The organism is Ekhidna sp. (assembly GCF_039940915.1).
Classification (GTDB): domain Bacteria; phylum Bacteroidota; class Bacteroidia; order Cytophagales; family Cyclobacteriaceae; genus Ekhidna.
In genome coordinates, this window is sequence record NZ_JBDVFO010000002.1 from 97,403 (window position 1) to 116,875 (window position 19,473).

Sequence of the window (19,473 nt, forward strand, 5' to 3'; positions counted from 1 at the left end):
ATCAAACAATCACTTGAAATGAAAAAAATATTTTACATCGTTACATGTTTATGCACCGGAGTGCTATTTGGTTTTGAAAGGCCTGAAAATGTACCTTCAAAAATTACCGAAATAAGAGCCAAAACGTGGTATCAAGAAATCTCCCAATCCTGGCATCAATACTTAACGGAGAATCCATCAGATGAAGATGGATGGATAAATTACTTCAAAGCATCCGTTTATGCAGGAAAGGGTAAAGCCGAACTAGTAACCATTGCAGACAAAGCGAAGGAGTACTTTCCAGACTCTTACACCAGTCATTATCTCGCTTTCAAAATGGAAGGTTGGAGTGATGAAGGCGTACAACATTTGATGTCTGCTTTAGCAATAAATGATAAAAGCGACTATACATTGGAGGATCAACTCATTCTTGCTGATTTAATAAATGATTCGGAAAGAATGGCAACATCGACGAAGGTGTTTCATGCTGGTTTAATCCACTCCAGTACCTTAAACTACACTTACAATCTTTTGATGTCAGTAAACGAGAATGGACTTTTGGTTACGGATGCACTGCACACCACAGTTCCGATTTGGGTTTTACAGGACGTCATGGGAATCCGAAAAGACATCACCATATTGAATCTTGAACTCGCTGAAGAGCAAGAAGCTTATGTTACAAAAACGCTAGCTAAAAAGAACATTGGATCAAGTGTCAATCACTTATTAAGTAAAGAAAATACGAGCGAAATATTCTATGCATTGACTTTACCACGAAGGCATTTACAAGAAATTGAAAGTCACTTATATGTCGTCGGACTAGCTTCTACGAATGGTCACGAATCTTTTAATCATTTTGAGAAATTGAAGGAAAACATGGAAGAAAAATTCCTCATGGATTATCTCACCATCGATTTCAACGGCGAGCCGAAAACGGCAACCGGAAACGTACTTTCATCCAACTATATTGTCCCATTACTACTGTTAAAGGATTTTTATGACAATCTGAATAATGAAGAACGTTCCAATCAGCTCAAGCAGCAGATACTGGAGTTATCAAAAGATTCTCAAATCAAAACAAGGGTGGAGTTGCTTTTAAATGGACGCAAAACTCCACGAACCTTTAAGGTTGTAAAACTCGATACCAAGTCTCTTGATAAAAGTATGAAACCCATCAAGAACAAGATTTATGCTTCGGAGGTCGAGCTGAAAAACAGCGAGTTTTGGTTCTTTATGGAGTACCTAAGAACGAATGGATATACCAAATTGTATGAAAGCGCGTACCCGGATATTTCTGAATACGATGATCTCACAAAAGCATTGCTTTTCAATTATCAATACAGCCCGGCAAATGCCACATCCGTCAAAAATTCACGCAGTGGCAATTATTTAGACTACCCAGTACTAGATATTACGCACAAAACAGCGCAAGCCTACTGTGAATGGTTGACAGTTCAGTACAACGCGCAAGAAAAGCGGAAATTCAGAAAGGTGCTTTTTCGCTTGCCTACAAAAGAAGAATGGATGATTTCTGCTTTGGGATACAAAGAATTTACTTCATGGAGAATAGAAGAAAACACCATCCAAGCCAAAGAATTAGAGGGGAAGTCCGCTTATCAATCGTATAACCTTTCCGAATATCAAATTTCATACCCGTGGGGACGGTCTGCCTGGAGCCTAAGAAATAGCATTGTCAACAATAAAGATTGTTACCTGGCTAATGTGAAAGTCCCCGAAGATGTAGTCTGTGCTGCTGGGATCAAAGGCGATGGCTATACATTCGTCTCGCCAGTGGCAACTTATTTTGCCAATGGATTTGGACTCTATGATGTCATAGGAAATGTGGCTGAAATGACGCAGAACGAGGGAGAGGCCATGGGGGGGAGCTGGAATCATGAAGCAGACGAGTCCACCATTCAAAGCATGAATGAATATGATGGTTCAGATATAAGTGTTGGTTTCCGTCTCTTCATGGAAGTGATCGAAGAGTAAATGATTTTTCGAAAACATGTAAATAGGACAGATGAAGAGCTGATGATCTTGGTGAAAAACCGGGATCATCAAGCTTTTTCTATTCTATACAATCGATACGCTGATCGCCTCAACGCCTTCTTTTTTCGGATGCTATGGTCCAATAGGGAGATGTCAGAGGATTTTGTTCATGACCTTTTTTCCAAAATCATCAATAAACCCGAACTCTACAACGAGCAATATGAAGTAAAGCCTTGGTTGTTTCGCATAGCTTCCAACATGTGTAAAAATGCCTACCGCAAAAGAAGCTTCGAAGAGGCTTATAAAGCAGAACACATGCATGAAGAACCCATTACTACCATGCAGCAGGAACATGCATTGGATGAAGTGATTCTAACAGATCAGATTCATGAAATGCTGGATCAGATGGGAGAAGAAAGGAAATTGATTTTTCTACTTAAATATCAGCAGGATTTACCCATTCAAGTCATAGCAGAAATGTTGGACTTATCCGAAGGAACCATCAAATCCAGAATCTTCTATACAAAAGAGAAAATACGAACCTCATTAAAATATTGAAATGAAAGAGTTTGAAAGAATTGAATCATTGTTAAAGACAAAGGCTTATGAAGAGCTAACGGCTTCCGAGCGAATCCTTGTTGATCAAGAACTCACGCAAGAAATCTACGAAGAGCTTCGTGTAAGTATAACGCTACTCAAAGGGGAAAGACTCCAGACCGGGAAAGATGTGAAACATTCTTTGATGGCTGAATTTAAGGCGAAAGAAGCAAAGAGCACTTTTGCATTTTTCAGATATAAGTTACCTGCATACACACACCTTGTGCCGCTCTCACTAATCGTTTATTTAATTTTCTTTCTTCCATCAGAAGAGCGAGTGGTGACTCAAGATCGCATAGTAGAAGTAATGGTGAGGGATACGGTCACAGTAACACAGGTAGACACTTTATGGGTTGAAAAAGTTTTAAGGGTATCTGTTCCGGTATACGTCACGCAAGCGTCGCAAGCTGAGAAAACTGAAGAAATACAACCGGTAACTAATCGTTCCTTATCGGAACAAAAAGAGGTTATGGATCTGGTCATTAGAGGAAAGTAATCGACTGAATTTCTGAAATCACGTTACTATAATTGTATATTGAGAAATTGAAATGTAGTAACTATGAAATCTGGCGCTACAGATAGAAAAGTGTTTTCTTGGTCCATGCTAATCGGAGTAGGGGTAGCGGTGATTGCCTTTCTTACCAGCTGGCTTGGGCGTATACATGAGGCAGAGCCACCAACAGCATATCAGCTATTTGATATCTCTTTCTACTACTTTACACCTTTGCTAAGTTGGGCGCTACTCACTGCGTTAGCCATTCGAATCGTTGATCACAAGCTCATTACCGGAAAGCAATTAAAGCCTATTCTTTTAAAGCTCATTGTTGTCGTTTTTCTTTTGAGTCTTCTGGTGAGAAGTTTCGATATTTTGGTGGACTACAGCATTAAAAACATTGTAGGAATGGTCAATGTAAGCCCCTTGAAAATTCTTGGTGATGTTTGGTTGGTGATCTTATTTTCATCGCCAACAGCAATGTTCAAAATTGCGGTGATTTTTGTTACGGTATATCTCTTAAGGAGGCGAAGTTCAGTAAAGGATACCCTCACAATCCGAACCAGCGATGGTACATATCACGTGCTTAATCCTGAGACCATCAACTATTTGCTAGCTGATGGCAACTACCTCAACTTGCATGCAGCAAATTCACAGTACAAAATAAGAGCGACGCTCAAATCTTTTGAATCAAAACTAGGGTCAGATTTTCATCGGATACATAAATCTACAATTATCAATTGGAGGAATGTCAAGCAGCTCAAACATTGGCGTAACGGTGAATACCTCATAGTAATGCAAGACAATAAACCCCTTACATCGAGCAAAACCTACAAAGAATCCATTGATCTAATCAAGGCACAGATGGTATCCAGAGAGCAAGTAGCAGATGACCCCAAATTGGCAACAGTTCGTCCCACCATCGCATAGCTCACCAGTAATTCGAAGTTGAATCATTCATCTTTAACCTAAAAAAGGATGAATATTTTCAAAAAGATTTTGCTCTTTCTCATGTCTGCGAACTATGCCAGCACCTTCATACAAAATGGCTGGGCTAAGTTTGATGCAGATGGCTTTTGGTCAAGTGCCTTCATTGAACGGTGGGGCTATGGACTCTACTTCATGTACTTTATTGGTGTACTCGAATTTTTGGGAGGCATTGGCATACTCATCCCAAAAGCTAATAAATACGCTGCTTTTACGCTTGCTACCGTAATGCTTGGAGCTATGATTACCCGAATCGTATTCGGCACAAGCATGACCGATGTAATTTGGATCGCTTTTACCATGGTTACATTGCTCTATATATCCTTAGTCTATGGCATGGATAGTGAGTTTAAACGGTTATCTGATAGGGTAGGAAAGAAGGGTTAGGGTGCTCGTTACTAGGGGAGCGTCCTTAAAGCAAAACGGTTATCAGTTTATTGATATACTCATGACTGATCTCTTTGTATTGACCAAAAGCGTAATTATTGATCGCAGCATTGCTCGAAGAAAAGAAATCATTGATTGCATCATGCATCTCCGCTTTGCTTAAAACTCCGTCCTTATTTACGTCGAGTTGCTTAAAAGCAAAAATGATGTTACCTCTATTGAGTCCCAATATTTGATAGAGCGATTCAAATTCATCAAAGTCTATGAATCCATCTTTGTTATGATCAAAGAGGTCAAACAAGAACCTTACAGCCGAAACAGAAAACCAACGGATAAAATAAGATTCCTTGTCCGTTTCGTTATTTTTTTTGATGATTCTAACCCACTCCAAGATGCTAATCTTGCGTTCTTTTCCATTGCTGGCTTCAATGAGTAGACGATCGAAACTTTTTTGGGTAACGTAGCGTAAGTATCGAGATTCAACCTCACTGAAAAGTCCCGGCCTGGCTCTGATCAATCGATCGATGATTTGATCGATATCGCAAGGTTCCAATACGCCATCGCGATTTGCATCTAGCACATAGAAAAAGAAAATCCACTTCTTTATTGTATCCTCGAGTTGCACGTATTTAGGCTTCTGAAGTCTAAACTATTAAAGTATGAGCACATTTAAGATTCTTTTAGGTCAATCTGCCAAAATTGCCCATGTTTCAACAAGATTAAGTGACAGGCTCAGGAATTTTACTAACAACATGTTCTAATATGAGGAAAATAATTCTATGGTTGCTGTAACCTTCAGTTTCTACAGTTGTAACCTTAAATTCTCTTTTGGTGTCAATACAATCAAAACGTTTAGTAAATGAATCTAATCAAGGCTAATTTTTTATGGATCACCCTATTAGTAGTCGGTTGCAGTCAGACGAATAGCCTCAGTAAAGAAGAGGCGCAGATTAATAATATTGAAAAGCTAAAAGCAGTTGCAGAATCATATGGAGATAGATTGGCATTTAGCGGAAACATTTTGATCGGACAGGGTGATGAAATCGTGTATCATGGATCGTTTGGCTATGCCAACCTTGAAGGTAGCATTCCTAACAATGGAAATACGATTTTTAGAACGGCTTCAATATCCAAGCAACTCACGGCTTGCGCACTCTTAGCACTCGAGCAACAGAAACGCATAGACTTGGATGAACCTATCGCTACTTATTTGCCTGGCATCGATACCAAGTGGAGTAATCGTATCACCATTCATCATTTACTGTCTCATTCTAGTGGGCTTGGACGTGACATAGAATCTTTGAGTAGCAAACAGCTTGGTGGTAATTATATATCCGTAGATGAGCTGGTAAGTATCATTGGTGATTCTGATTTATTATTCGAGCCAGGAGCAAAGTGGTCTTATTCAAATCTGGGATATACGCTGGCGGCCAAAATCATTGAGAACGTTACCAATCAATCATTCGGGATTGCCATGAAAGAACTGGTTTTCGATCCCATCGGAATGCAAAACACTAGTCATGAAATAAGCACGCATTCATATGAAAACAAAGCACAAGGTTTAATAAGTCTTCCTGAGCAAACCATCGATGCAAAGTATGAAGACAAATCTTATGTCGTGGGTGCTGGCTCAATACAGTCAACAACAAAAGATCTTTTCCTTTGGGCTCGACAAGTCTTGTCTGGCAGTTACCTTAATGAAAAGAGTAGAAGTGAGCTATTTGAAATTCAGCAAGGAAAGTATAGTTATGGGTGGTTCATTGCTAACTATGTATGGCCAGTTGACGATGGAATACAAGAAGGATTGAATTTGCATCATGACGGTGGAAGTCCGGGCTTTAGCTCCAAAATTTCCTTGCTTAAAGAGCACGACATAGTTGTAATTATACTGAGCAATAAACTTCCATCGCCTATCGGAGAACTAGCAAATAAACTTACCAACATGAGTGTGGGGTTTGATGACGAGCCTTTAGCCAAAATGGATGGTAGTGAAGCTTTTTTTCGCATTCTTTTTGATAAAGGTGTAGAAGGCGCTGACAGTTTAGCAGCCGAGTGGAAGGAAATCAAAGCTGATATCCGAACCCCTTCAAAATCTGACATACTACTCATTGGGAGAGGCTATCTAGATAATAAAGAGTATGAAAAAGCTTCGAAAGTAATGGACTACTTAATCCAGACGTATCCTAAATGGACATATCCTCCATTGTTTAAAGGCATCGCTATGGAAGAGCAGGGAAGGACTGAAGAAGCCATATCCCTGTATGAGCAAGTGCTGAAGATAAACCCCAAACAATCCAATGCACTAAATCGCTTGAAAATGCTCAAAGCTCAATAAGAGAGATGCCTTTCTTAAGGTACACTTTCTAGTAGCCAATTAAATTCTTTTCTGGCCAACTTATAGTCCCTTACATCCCAGATGAGATCCAACTGCAACGAGTCTGCATTTTTGTAAATGCCATCCAATCGTAAATCTGTATCGCTTAAGCGGATAAAGGAGCCTTTGAAAAGGTCAAAAGTGTCATTGGCAAACCGTTTGATGGTTAATAGATTGTCGGTGCTATCCAGGCTGTAGTCAAAGAAGAAAGACCTCCCGTACCGAACTCTGAAAGTAGAATCAATCAATCCTATACTTCCTCGGTTACCGTTGTCTATCACTACATCCTTCCAATGTAACTTGGAATCCAATGTTGGAGGAATGGTGTCTCCATTAAGTATGAAATTTTCAATGGAGTAGAAGCCGCTTTCAAATGGAGGAGGAGTAGTGCGATTGCTCCGAGAAACATATGCTTTTTGGTAATTGTAAAATGGATACGCAACAAAGCCTATGATAAAAAGCACCTTCAATACAATTCTAGTTGGTTTGAACCACGGTTTTAGTTGCGGAATATCCCAGGAAGTATCCGGAGACACCGGTTTGTTAAGTAAGAAAAAATTGAAAATTCGCTGAAGATTGTTCGCGCAGATGAAGAAGCAAGCAAACAGCAATTGGAATGAGAAGATTTTTACAGGGATATCATAGCTGATATTCAATAAAAACACATTGGCAAAGACGCCAACTCCCAATAAGGCACCCAAAACTACGGTTCGTCTGTACAGCAGAAATACACCAACCAAAGCTTCCATTAAACCACTAAAAAACTCGTATCCTTTTGAATAGCCAATAAAGTTCCAGGAGAATCGCATGCCGCTAAAATGTCCCAAATCAGTAGCGTAATAACTGTTGCTAGGTGAGGGCATCTGCAACCCGAAAATCTTAATTATCCCATAGATAAAGGCAAACAAAATAATGTAGTGCCGGACAATATTTCGTACAATGAGACTTCCCCATGTATAATGCGTACGTTTTCTATCCAATATGGACCACAAAACACCACCCACAAGCGCTATGAAAAGTTGCGCATATAAGGTAGCCCAACCCATGGAGGTATCCCCACTTCCTCTAGTAGGAACCAAGGTTTCCTTTACCTGGTAAATGTAGTTGTTGAAAAATTCAGTATAGGCTCCAGAAAGTGTACTATCGATTGAATTCAGGAAAGAAAAACCAGGTATGGATCCCAACCAAGACCAGATGGCGGTCGATAAGATGAAGTAGATGGTAAAAAACCTGAAAAGGATCAATTGATATTGAGGCCAGGACGAATTTTGTTGCGTGAGATCTTTCATTTAACACTGAAAATCAGGTGATTCCTCAATATATAAAATAGACATTCATGTTGTAACTCATTTTGTTATGAATGGCTTAAAATGTTTCTAAGAGTATCCATTAAACTTTTCAGGCCTCAAAATCCTTCCGGATAGCTTCAAATTGAATGCTTTCAAAATCATTAATCAATCTATCCGCTTTACTGTAATCCTGGCTTTTCGTGTGTTCGCTATCAAACGCTACACAAAATATACCAGCTGCTTTTGCTGCCTCAATCCCGCTCGTAGCATCTTCAATGACCAAGCATTCCTGTGCACTGAAACCGGCCATTTGCGCCGCCTTGATGAATATCTCCGGATGGGGTTTTGAGGCGACTAAGTCGGCACCACTAATCTTCCCTTTGAAGTATTGATTAAGATCAAAGCGCTGAAAAACGCGCTCAATACTCGGCATAGAAGAAGATGAAGCCAGAACGAGCGTCAGTCCATTATCATAATAATTTTGAATCAAATTTCTTACTCCTTTGATCAGGTCAAAATCTTTATCACTTTCGAAAATAACATCATAGTGTTGACGCTTGATGGTCACCATCTCTTCAGCAGGAAGAGCCAGATCAAAGTGACTTTTTAGTTGCTTGCATAAATTGATGGTAGACTTACCTGTGAGGGAATCATAAAGTGAAGTGGGAACAGCAATCCCTACTTCATCAAACATCGCATGATATGCCTGATGATGCAGTGGCTCACTATTGACGATCACTCCATCCATGTCAAAAATTGCAGCCTTTAGCATATCCATTTTTATTGCGAAAATAGAATTTAGAGTAATGACATTGGACACTAGACTGATTTTTATACATAAATAACTCCAGCCATCATCTCAATACAAGATTAAAATAACTGCTTGACTGCTGTTAGAATTCGGTTCTAAACAATCGGTTTAATCTAACATTTCTGGTAGCTGTTTGAAAAAATGAATTGGTTCACATTTTGTATACATGCCAATCAATCTAAACTGAACACTGTAGTGCTAGACTTGAGGAATATTTTAAATACTCCTTATGAAAAAGCTAATCCTACTGTCTTTACTAACCTACTTTGGTACAAACCAAAGATGGGGGAGTTGTCTGGCAAACTATTCCAGCTTTGGGTGAGAGTAAAGCTTTTGGTACTGATGAATTTAACGGAACGGAGTATAAACCTGAATCTGGTGAAGGAGGGGATGACTTGGTAACCATTGATCCTAATATTGTTGGAGGTAGCGGGAATGGCAGTCAAGATGCATGCACCCCACCTGAAGATGGAGTCTTATGGATTGAAGATTTTGATGGATATGAAGATGGGACAACTTCCTCAGAAAAGTGGACAATTGATGGCACGCCAGAAGGATCCTTTGGAGTTTCGGGCGGACTACTGATTGCTAATCATACAGGAGCTGCAGTTAATTGGCAGTCGCAGGTAATCGAGATTAGCCAGGCGCAAACCCCATTTGATATAGCAGCATGTGTGGTTTCAACTCCTAACATGGAGACAGATCAAGACTCACTCATCTTATATTATCGCACAGACGGTGGGGATTGGCAAGAACTAGCTAAAAGGTTTGGAAGCATAAACCCAAGTGAAATACTGATAGCAAAAGACGTAACCGCGAATAGTAATGTGGAAGTGAAAATGATCATACGTAATTCTAACGGAGAGGAAAGTCACCAAATAGGATACGTAGCTGTATATAGGGGTGATATTGGAGGTATAAATGTGCTATCCTTGGAAAAGGACAACAACTCAGGTAAGATCATACCCAACCCCGCAAAATCAACGTTTGAATTGCAAAACGTCACCGATATTGAAGAGCTATCCATAATAGATATGAGTGGAAAGTTGATGATGACGGTTTCCTTCAAAAAGGGACAAGAAAAGATTGTTAATATAGAAGCATTGCCTCAGGGAATTTATACTGTGTTATTTGAACAAGAGGGAACACTTAAATCATTAAAGCTGGAAAAACAATGATTCACTCACTAGCACATTTGCTGAAATTTTACTGACGGAAGTCAAAAATCGCAATCTAGTACTTATCCCAAATGTGTTTAGATTTTAATCACATTTGGGATTCTTGTTTCTGGTAAAAAAATTAGATGAAAGAATTAAAATAGTCGAGGGTCTTACTGAGGGATTTCGCTTTAGTGACCACATTCGCAAGGATTTCACTAGGTGTATACCTTACAAATACATGGAACGAAATAGAAATAAGCTTTGAGCCTCTCTGCTAAATAATAATTAAGCGTCGAGAAAGGTTTTAGTCATCTAAACCCATTTTGGTTACCTTTAATCTTCAACATTCAAACTAGCACATGGATAACTCTTCAAACGGAAGTAAAAGAACTGCAATAGTGATTGGTATTGTAGTTATATTTTTAGTAGGCGCTCTTGCTGTATGGTACTGGGGCATTTATCAACCCGAACAAGAGGCGATAGAGAAAGCACGTTTGGAGCAAATCGCAAAACAAGAAGCAGAACAAAAACGGAAGGACGAAGCAGCTCGGAGAAAAACTCAATACGACCAATTGATAATCAATGCAGATACAGAATTTAACCAGGAAAACTGGGCTGTAGCACAATCACTTTACTCAGATGCTGCAGCTCTTCTCCCTAACCAACAATACGCGCAGGACCAACTGACATTAGTCAATGCAAAATTAGATGAGATAGCAGCAAGAGAAGCTAGAATAGCCTCTGGAGAAATAGAGACCATTTCTTCGCCCACTGGACGTTTCTACGTGATTGTATCCAGCAGTATCGATGGAGATTTGGCGATGGATTATGCCCGTAAGCTGACCGAGGAGGGGAGTGATGTGAAAATTATCCAACCAGATGACATCAATAAATTGTTTCATCGGGTTTCCGTCGGGGACTATGAAACATGGGACCAAGCAGTGGCAGCTACTTCATCATTCAGTTCGTTTGGTGAGGAAGTTTGGGTATTGAAGTATTGATTGCTGTCTTGCAAAACTCATCCCCTAATCTACTTGTTATGGAATTTGTTCTTAATTGAGATCTCTTGTGAATGCATACGATGGGATCTTGATATTTTTTTAAAAGATTCTGTACATGAACACATCTCATATCGATAGCCTATGTGCTCCAAATATCCTGTAGAAACCTTCTAGCAAGACTCCAGCAAAGGTTTTGAAGTTGAACAAGCTTCAATTGAAGAAGGACCTGAATACCTAATCCACATTCCGTGAGAGAATAGGTCTCATGTAAATTTCGCTCCAGGATGGTTTTTATAGCGTTTCAACTTTTTCGTCACAAGGCTTTTTATAAGTTCCAGACATATTTCCAATCTTAGCGACATGACTTAAGAAATGGAAAAAAAAGAAACAAGAATTCACTCTTTAGATTCGCTTAGAGCCTACATGATGCTACTGGGTATTGTGCTGCATGCTACAGAAGTATACCTGGTTGGAGATAATCCCCCATTTCCAAAGGATTTCGATTCGACACACCTGGGATTGAATTATGTGGAATATCTCATACACATGTTTAGAATGCCAATTTTCTTTCTACTTGCTGGTTTCTTTGGTGCACTGCTTTATACTAAACGAGGGATTTCTAATATGATTCAAAATAGAATCAGAAGAATCGTCTATCCGTTTATTACTTTCCTCATTGTGCTCTTCCCCGTTGTGGCTGTTTCCATACGCTCAGTCACAGGATTGTTTTCAGACGGCCTCACTTCTGTTAGTTTCTCCACAGAAGATTTCATTCCTGACTCTACAATACATTTATGGTTTCTGTACTACCTCTGGCTTTGTACATTACTAACATTATTTCTGGCAAAGATTCTGACTCATTTGAAGGGAGTAAAAAACGCCGTTTTAAAGATATTTCGCAAAGTAGTTTATCAAGGTCATACGCGCCTTGGTGTCAGTACATTATTGATTTTCATCCTCCTTTTGATCATTTGGGAATTAAGTCCTCCGGTGCCCCTCACATTGATACCGGATTTTCCATCTCTCGCTTTTTACCTCTTCTTCTACCTCTTTGGTTGGCTTTTATTTAAGACAAAGGAATTATTGCCAAGATTGGTGCAAAATGCTGGGCTTTACACCCTTTTGGCTGTGGCAGTCTATTCCATCGAGTTTCTTTTTTACAATGAGATTGATGACGTCATCAAAGGAATCATGAGCGCATTCGTCATCGCATTGTTTCTCAGTGGAATTCCAGGTCTATTTATTCAACACTATAACGGCGCATCAAAGAGGATGAGGTATATCTCAGATTCTTCCTATTGGGTATACCTTATACATCTTCCGTTTACAATCATTATCCCAGCTTTTTTGATCGATTGGGAGGTTTCGGGGATCATAAAATTTCTAATTAACCTGACACTAACCTCTCTGATTTGCTTCATAAGTTATCATTTCCTTGTTCGTAAGACAGTGATAGGGGAATTTCTGAACGGGAAAAAATATTGAACTTAAAATCTAGGTCATGAGAACTCTTGTTTTGTCATTGTTATTTTTTAGTCAGACAGCAATTCAGGCACAACAGCAAATCATTAAGGGCGTCTTGCTAGATCGAAATAGCTCAGCTCCCATACCTTTTGCTCATATTGCGTTGCTAGGGAGCAATAAAGGAACTGTTTCAAATGCAGATGGCGTTTTCCATCTGAAAAATATTTCTTCCGCTGAAGTCCTTCTGAAAGTATCATGCATTGGCTATGGGACAGATACCGTCAAATGGGAGCGTGACAAACATGATAGAGACTTTAAGATTCAACTGTTTCCAGCCATTTTGCAACTGGAAGATATTTATGTAAATGGTGAAAGGACAACACCACAAGAGATAATTGAAGAGGCCTATCTTCGAATCAATGAGAATTATTGGTTAGAGCCACATTTGCTAACCGGCTATTTCAAGGAGACGGAAAGTACCAACGGCAAGGCTATCTATCAGGCAGATGCTATAATCCAAGCCAAAATCCCTGGGAAAGGAAGGGACGCAGATGGAAGGATTGAGATCCTACATCTTTCGGACAGAATGAAAAAGATGCCCGAGTATGAAAATTGGAGGCGGGAATTTAGAAAAAGAAATGGAATTTCAGGAGGAGCTTATCGTTGCCTGAAATATTCGATCAACGACCCAATCAATGCAATATTTCCTTCCCATTTTCAAGATTATTCATACAGGATTGAAGGCTATACAAATTTCAATGGGAAAAAGGTTGTTATAATTTCCTTTACGGATTCAAAACGTAAGCCAATTTTTGGAAAGCTCATTATTGACCTTGCGTCCTATGCTTTTGTGAGAATAGAAGGCAGCAAAACGCATGGAGATGGGGGACCACTGGACAACTGGAAATGGTCACTCCATACCTGGGTTGAGCAATACATGGAAGATGAGAATGGGAAATGGCTGCTGAACTCGAGTATTTACATTGGGGACTGGATACAGAAACGAAACAAATTTTATTGGCTTGGTACTGAGAAGAACCAAAAATATCAGACTCGCTCGTACTATTTCACTACAGATTACGCCAAAAGCAAAGCATTTACTGAGCAGGGTATCCGATTTGAAAGAAATGAAATAATGATTGACCGTGCGTTTAACAATGATCACAGTTATTGGGAAAATTTTGATCACTTGATTTTAAGGGAAACGGAAAAGGAAATTTCAAAGCAAGTGGAAATTGATAAGGAAAGACCATAACATTGTCTCTCGGGAGTACTCGAAATTTGATAAAATCCGACTCGCAAGTCTTTCGCTGATAAACTTATTGTTGATTTGGGGGTCTTTAAATGAAAAGCTCGGATGCTTACTTATCTCCAGCAACCTAAAATCACTAGAAGGTTTCTTCAGAATTCACTGCGGAGAATTTTTCACTGGAGAGTTCTCAGCGTATTTCTGCTAGGCTTTTGTAGTAACCTACTTGTCAATATCATTTTGGACTTTAAGTATCAACGCTCCCTGATTTCCCTGAGTCTAGAAGAAACCATCAACGCGGTACTTGCTGCTTTTATTTTGTTGGAGGGGATGCGATGGATCACAAAAATTCTTGACGTTCGGCTTCCTTGGGAAAAGGGCGTCAGGAAACGGTTGGTCTTACAGTTAGGGATGCATTTAGCATTTCTGATCGTGGTGTTGAACCTTTTATTGATTTCTGTCACGTTTGCTTTCTATGGGGGATTCTATGCGCTGGGTGACTTGATCGTTATCAACATTAGCTTTGTCTCTCTGGCATTCTTCTTTTCGATTATTGATACAGGCATTTTCTTTTTTTTCCATTGGAGGAAGGAATCCAAAGTGCCGGAGTTCCTTACGAAGGGGACTCAAAAACCATTAAAAATAACTTCCGGTAAATCAAGCTACCTGATTAATCAGCATGAAATACATTATGCCAGGTATCAATCAGGTCTTGTTATGATCTCAACGGGGAACAAGCAAAATTTTTCGTACGGAAGTTCTCTTGACAACCTAATGTCAAAACTGGAAGGTGAAAGATTTTTCAAAGCCAACAGGCAGATAATTGTAAACCGTTCGATTGTAAATCGTCTAACCTCATTAGACCATGGTAAGATCAAAGTGGAACTGAAGGTAAGCGGAGAAGAACAGCAAGAAGTGATCGTGAGTAGAAGCAAAGCCTCAGGCTTCAGAAAATGGATTGATTCTAACGTTAACTAACCATCATTCAAAGTTTTCCCTAGACTTGATGCATTTAACCTTTTCATGAACAGATGAAAAATCGATCATGGTGTGAAGTATTACTGCAGAAAGGATAGAAGCATCTTTTCAAAAAATGCCTATTTTGTGAAGCTTTACACTTCTCTTATGATACAATCATACAAAAAGAAACATCAACTTCTGGAGCATTATGACGTCATCCTTATTGGCTCTGGAATGGGCTGTCTAGCTGCTGCAGCTTGTCTAACTAAAGAAGGAAAGAAAGTACTGGTCTTGGAAAGGCACACAACAGCTGGAGGCTATACGCATGTCTTCAAAAGGAGGGGGTACGAATGGGATGTAGGTATTCATTACATCGGCGAGGTAAACAAGGAACAGGGGGTTTTACGCAGGATGTTTGATTACGTCACCGATAGTGAATTGAAGTGGGCCGATATGGGAGAAGTGTATGATCGCATTGTCATTGGCAATAAAACCTACGATTTTCCTAAAGGAGTGGAAAATTGGAAGAACGCTATGAAGGGATATTTCCCAGAGGAAGAAAAAGCGATCGACCGATATGTAGATCTTGTATTTGAAGTCTCTAAGTTCAGCAGGCAATATTTTGCAGAGAAAGCTATGCCTGGATATGTACAGAAGTTAGCGGGCAGTAGAATGCGCAAGTCATACCTTAAATACGCTTCCCGTACGACCCTATCTGTGCTTCAAGAGCTTACTTCCAACGAAGAGCTCATCAAGGTTTTGACAGGTCAATATGGCGACTATGGTCTTCCTCCATCCAGAAGCAGTTTCGCCATGCATATTTCGATCTCTAAGCACTATTTTGGTGGCGGTTGCTTTCCTGTAGGAGGTTCTTCCAGAATAGCTGAAACGGTAGATTCCGTCATCGAAAACGGCGGTGGAACCATACTGATCAATGCCGAAGTTGCCGAAGTGATGATAGAAAATAATAAGGCAACGGGTGTACGATTACAAGATGGAAAAGAAATACACGGTGACCTCATCATTAGCGGTACCGGAATCTTAAATACGTATAAGAAGCTATTGCCTCAAAAGGTTGTAGCCGAGCATAATTTAGCTAGCCAACTGGATCATGTCACACCTTCTGCTGCACACGCTAGTTTATACATAGGACTAATCGGCACTCCTGAGGAGCTTAACCTTCCTAAGGCCAACTTTTGGATATACCCCGACGATTTAGATCATGATAAATGCGTAGAGCGCTTCGAGAAGGACATGGATGCGCCTTTTCCGGTAGTTTATATATCCTTTCCGTCCGCTAAGGATCCCACCTGGAATGAGCGATATCCTGGTAAAAGCACAATTGATATCATCACCGTCATGCCCTATGACATTTTCAAAAAATGGGAAGATAAGCGATGGAAAAAGAGGGGCGCTGATTATGAAGCATTGAAAGAAAAGATTGCGCAAAGATTACTGGAGGTACTTTATCAAAAGCTCCCACAAGTGAAAGGTAAAATCGATTGTTACGAGCTTTCCAGTCCCGTTACTACCCGGCATTTCATGAACTATGAGCAAGGGGAGCTCTATGGCATTGATCATAATCCAGATCGCTACAAGCAGCGATTCTTGCAACCCAAAACCCCCATCAAGAATTTTTATCTGACAGGACAAGACGTTGTCTCTGCTGGTGTGGCCGGAGCCTTGTTTGCCGGTTTTTTGACGGCATCAACCATTATAAAGAAAAACATCGTGAAAGATCGATTGTTCTAGAAAGGCTCACAAGCTTTAACCTTGCCTATATACCAGACCAAAGCGCGTTTCTATTGGCTTGGATAGTCCTCGCTATGGCTACCCCTTCTGCTGTCGCCTGGTAAAGGCGTTTTCTTTTACCCCCGCGCTCGCTGGTAGCAGCCCCAAGGGTAGAAGTAAGAAATCCTTTTTGTTCGAGTCTTTTCAATACAGAAACTATGGCAGGGAGGGAGATGGTACGATTCAATAAATCCACATATTGTCGCAAGACCTCTGCGCCGTTGATTTCGTTCTCTCGCATCACGATGAGTAACACCATTTCTTCTAAAACGCCAATCGATTCATTATTCATCTTTCAAAGTATTTACAGGATTTAAAGTAGCTATTTTCAAAATATTGCCTGTGACAACCGCAACAATGATGAGTATCACGATGGCCAACCCAGTTACGAAATACATCGGATTGATAACGATTCTGTATGCATAACCTTGGAGCCAATTGAATGCAATGAGATAGACAGGCACCATGCATAAGAGAAAGGAAATAACGGATATTATGACATACTGCTTTGCCTGCTGGATGTAGAGTTCGGAGACTCTTGCTCCCAATACCTTTCGGATAGACACCGCTTTTGTTGCCTTTTTTGCAACAAATGAGGAAATGCCGAAAATGCCAAGACTTGCTAAAAGAAGCACCACACCTGCCAGTATGAAGATCGCATTTCTTTGCGCCAGGTCCGATTGATATTGCTTTTCATAATGGTTCTCCATATAGGTGAAATTGTATGCTTCGTTAGGAGAGTAGCTTGGCCACAGCGTTTGTATTTGTTCATGAACCTGTTGATTGTGGATGTCAGCAAAATTGATTGTGATCACCGGGCCATTCGGTGCAAGCATGTAGTAGTGTGGCATGATTTGAGAATGAAAGGTTCGGTAGTTGAAATCTTCTACCACGCCAATGATGGTCTTTTCTTCCACGATGGCTCCCCCTCGAAAGAATATCTTCACGGTCTTGCCCAGCGGATCATCAAGCCCCAATTGCTTAGCCGCTGAAGCTCCTATTATGATTGCATTGGTGTCAGAAGTCATCTGCTTTGAATAGTCTCTGCCTTCTTGCATTGTGATTTCCAGTGTCTCAAAGTAATCATAATCGATCCAGGCTCTACTGCACAAAACACCTTCTTCTTCACCTTTCAGTATCAATTCATAATTATTTCCTGCCGGCCATCTCAGAGGTATCTGTGCGGAGCTAGTGACGCTATTGATACCGGGTATCTGCAAAAGCTCTTCCTTGAATGCCTCATAACTTGGCCTGTTGTCACCACGGTCGTAACGTTCCAGATAGCCAATATGCTGAACAGCAAATCCAGGATCCTTGTCCATGAGAAAACTAATCTGTCGATGAAAAATGATCATACTGATGATCAATCCCAACGAGATCATTACTTGCACTGTAACCAGGCTTTTCAAAAGAGAAAAATGTCCAAATCTGGAGGCAATCCTTCCCTTCAGTGCCAATATGGGTTGGAGTGATTGGATCAGTAGCATTGGGAATATGGATGCCAGCAAGCTAAGGAGTAGGATTAAACCCAGTAGGATCCAAGTACTTTTCAGGGTAAGCAGCATTTCCGGATGTATCGTGATCGGCAATTGCAGCGGTAAATTGTCCGGAAGCCATAGAATGGCAAGAGCCGCCACCACACTTGCGAAAGAAATACTGATGATGTTTTCAATGACAATGATGGAAAGAAGGTTGGTGTTTGTTGAACCTAGAATGTTTCTAAGACCCAGCTCTTTGATGCGATTGGAGGTTTGCGCGATGTTAATGAACGAATAATTGACGGCCACCAGCACGATTACGATCAATGCCAGGATCATCATCATTTGTACAAAATAGGCATTGCCATTCTCCGAAAGTTCCCAATCGGTAGATTCATCCAGGTGAATATCAGAAACAGAATGGAGTTGAAAGTCTGCTTCCGGCTTGTCCTCGTGCTTATGTTTTGCGTAAAGCCTGTTAATGCTTTCAATGACTTCTTTTTCTTTTCCATGCGGTATTTGCGCATAATGAAAAATAAAATCAGCATAATGCCAGTCGGTAGCTAGCTTTTCTTTGTCCCAAAAATCCGTTGAGAACATTACTTCATAGTTGATGATGAAGTCAAACTCAAAATGCGTGTTTTCTGGGAAAAGGATGACCCCTGAAACTTCGTAGGGTTTTTCGTTGACGTACAGCACTTTGCCATATGCATCATTTTCCTTGAAAAGTTTCCGCCGGGTGGATTCGGTGATGACAATCCGGTTGGTGTCCGTGAGCGCATCATCTGGACTTCCTTCCAGAAACTCAAAATCAAACACTTCAAAGAAGTTAGGCTTTGCGAGTGTCAACGTAAGCCTGTGCCATGGATTCCCTTTTGGATATTGAAGGTTTGCACGGTCGTATCTCATGTTGATCACTCCTGTCATATTGGATACTTCAGCAATTTGATTTGCAACAAATTCGGGAAGTAAGTAGGAGGTACCTGTTACTCGTTTTTCCTCTAGGTCATATTCAACTTTTTCTATCCTGAAAATCTGATCAGCTTTCGTGTACTGTCTGTCGTAGGAGTTCTCAAATTCATGAAATGAATAGATGGCGAGAAAGCAAAAAACTCCGATGAATAACCCGAATATATTTAGGAGAAAGGCGACCTTATTTCTTTTTATGTTCCGCCAGTAAATTGTGAAAGTAGATAGCAGGAGCTGTAAGGACGCTGCACTGGAATTTCTGCTAAACATGAATCGAGTAGAGAAAAGCACATCGCGTAGAAAGTGTAATCGGGCCGATACTCTTTGGTTGTTTTCGATCCGCCAATGGTAATTTGATAGGATATCACCTTCCAGTTCTTCTTGTATCTCAGAATCACAGAAAAGGCTCATGTAGAGGCTTGCCCACTTTGGGAATTTTGTCATGGAAATGGTTTAACTATACAAATATTAACTTAATACTCGTATAGTTGT

Annotated in this window: 17 protein-coding genes; 12 read left to right on the forward strand and 5 right to left on the reverse strand. The window is 40.3% G+C overall.

The genetic code is table 11. The features are described 5' to 3' along the window. The first annotated feature begins 18 nt into the window (after positions 1 to 18). From ABJF57_RS05735 to ABJF57_RS05755, 5 genes are all read left to right on the forward strand, one after another. The gene (locus ABJF57_RS05735) at positions 19 to 1,971 is read left to right on the forward strand and encodes a formylglycine-generating enzyme family protein (RefSeq protein ID WP_462233275.1); all 1,953 of its coding nucleotides are present in this window, start codon (positions 19 to 21) and stop codon (positions 1,969 to 1,971) included. Next, complete coding sequence (locus tag ABJF57_RS05740; RefSeq protein WP_462233277.1) at positions 1,972 to 2,529, forward strand: RNA polymerase sigma factor; 558 nt, start codon at positions 1,972 to 1,974, stop codon at positions 2,527 to 2,529. Position 2,530: 1 nt separating this feature from the next. After that, positions 2,531 to 3,064 (forward strand): hypothetical protein, encoded by a 534-nt coding sequence (locus ABJF57_RS05745; RefSeq protein ID WP_462233279.1) that lies wholly within the window; start codon positions 2,531 to 2,533, stop codon positions 3,062 to 3,064. Between the two features lie 63 nt (positions 3,065 to 3,127). Beyond that, a complete protein-coding gene (locus ABJF57_RS05750; RefSeq protein ID WP_462233280.1) occupies positions 3,128 to 3,991 on the forward strand; it encodes a LytTR family DNA-binding domain-containing protein in 864 nt (287 codons plus the stop codon). 48 nt (positions 3,992 to 4,039) lie between these two features. Further along, complete coding sequence (locus tag ABJF57_RS05755) at positions 4,040 to 4,435, forward strand: DoxX family protein (RefSeq protein WP_462233282.1); 396 nt, start codon at positions 4,040 to 4,042, stop codon at positions 4,433 to 4,435. Positions 4,436 to 4,460: 25 nt separating this feature from the next. Here ABJF57_RS05755 and ABJF57_RS05760 read toward each other — a convergent pair whose 3' ends face one another. After that, complete coding sequence (locus tag ABJF57_RS05760) at positions 4,461 to 5,060, reverse strand: EF-hand domain-containing protein (RefSeq protein ID WP_462233284.1); 600 nt, start codon at positions 5,058 to 5,060, stop codon at positions 4,461 to 4,463. A 234-nt stretch (positions 5,061 to 5,294) separates the two neighbouring features. Here ABJF57_RS05760 and ABJF57_RS05765 point away from each other — a divergent pair, with 234 nt between their 5' ends. After that, entirely contained in the window at positions 5,295 to 6,770 is a 1,476-nt protein-coding gene (locus tag ABJF57_RS05765; protein ID WP_462233286.1) for a serine hydrolase, read from the forward strand. Between the two features lie 14 nt (positions 6,771 to 6,784). Here ABJF57_RS05765 and ABJF57_RS05770 read toward each other — a convergent pair whose 3' ends face one another. Together ABJF57_RS05770 and ABJF57_RS05775 are read right to left on the reverse strand one after the other, a co-directional pair. Next, positions 6,785 to 8,098, reverse strand: coding sequence for a hypothetical protein (locus ABJF57_RS05770; RefSeq protein ID WP_462233287.1), 1,314 nt, complete (start codon positions 8,096 to 8,098; stop codon positions 6,785 to 6,787). Positions 8,099 to 8,207: 109 nt separating this feature from the next. After that, positions 8,208 to 8,876: an HAD family hydrolase gene (locus ABJF57_RS05775; RefSeq protein ID WP_462233289.1), complete on the reverse strand. Its 669-nt coding sequence runs from the start codon at positions 8,874 to 8,876 to the stop codon at positions 8,208 to 8,210. Between the two features lie 299 nt (positions 8,877 to 9,175). On the opposite strand from ABJF57_RS05775, the gene ABJF57_RS05780 reads away from it, so the two are divergent. The 6 genes from ABJF57_RS05780 to ABJF57_RS05805 all read left to right on the forward strand — a co-directional run bounded on the left by ABJF57_RS05780 (position 9,176) and on the right by ABJF57_RS05805 (position 16,495). Next, positions 9,176 to 10,087 carry a T9SS type A sorting domain-containing protein gene (locus tag ABJF57_RS05780; RefSeq protein WP_462233291.1) on the forward strand — a complete coding sequence of 304 codons (912 nt, stop codon included), beginning with the start codon at positions 9,176 to 9,178 and terminating at the stop codon, positions 10,085 to 10,087. 341 nt (positions 10,088 to 10,428) lie between these two features. After that, entirely contained in the window at positions 10,429 to 11,070 is a 642-nt protein-coding gene (locus ABJF57_RS05785) for an SPOR domain-containing protein (RefSeq protein WP_462233293.1), read from the forward strand. Between the two features lie 372 nt (positions 11,071 to 11,442). Beyond that, positions 11,443 to 12,555 carry an acyltransferase family protein gene (locus ABJF57_RS05790; RefSeq protein WP_462233295.1) on the forward strand — a complete coding sequence of 371 codons (1,113 nt, stop codon included), beginning with the start codon at positions 11,443 to 11,445 and terminating at the stop codon, positions 12,553 to 12,555. A gap of 16 nt (positions 12,556 to 12,571) precedes the next feature. Next, a complete protein-coding gene (locus ABJF57_RS05795; protein ID WP_462233297.1) occupies positions 12,572 to 13,789 on the forward strand; it encodes a carboxypeptidase-like regulatory domain-containing protein in 1,218 nt (405 codons plus the stop codon). Positions 13,790 to 13,891: 102 nt separating this feature from the next. Beyond that, positions 13,892 to 14,761 (forward strand): LytTR family transcriptional regulator DNA-binding domain-containing protein, encoded by an 870-nt coding sequence (locus ABJF57_RS05800; RefSeq protein ID WP_462233299.1) that lies wholly within the window; start codon positions 13,892 to 13,894, stop codon positions 14,759 to 14,761. A gap of 147 nt (positions 14,762 to 14,908) precedes the next feature. Beyond that, positions 14,909 to 16,495, forward strand: coding sequence for a phytoene desaturase family protein (locus ABJF57_RS05805; RefSeq protein WP_462233301.1), 1,587 nt, complete (start codon positions 14,909 to 14,911; stop codon positions 16,493 to 16,495). A gap of 25 nt (positions 16,496 to 16,520) precedes the next feature. Here the strand turns inward: ABJF57_RS05805 and ABJF57_RS05810 are convergent, their stop codons facing one another. Further along, positions 16,521 to 16,826, reverse strand: a complete 306-nt coding sequence (locus ABJF57_RS05810) for a PadR family transcriptional regulator (protein ID WP_462233303.1) — start codon at positions 16,824 to 16,826, stop codon at positions 16,521 to 16,523. Beyond that, a complete protein-coding gene (locus ABJF57_RS05815) occupies positions 16,819 to 19,425 on the reverse strand; it encodes an ABC transporter permease (RefSeq protein WP_462233305.1) in 2,607 nt (868 codons plus the stop codon). The genes ABJF57_RS05810 and ABJF57_RS05815 overlap by 8 nt, the downstream gene beginning before the upstream one ends. Between the last annotated feature and the right edge of the window lie 48 nt (positions 19,426 to 19,473).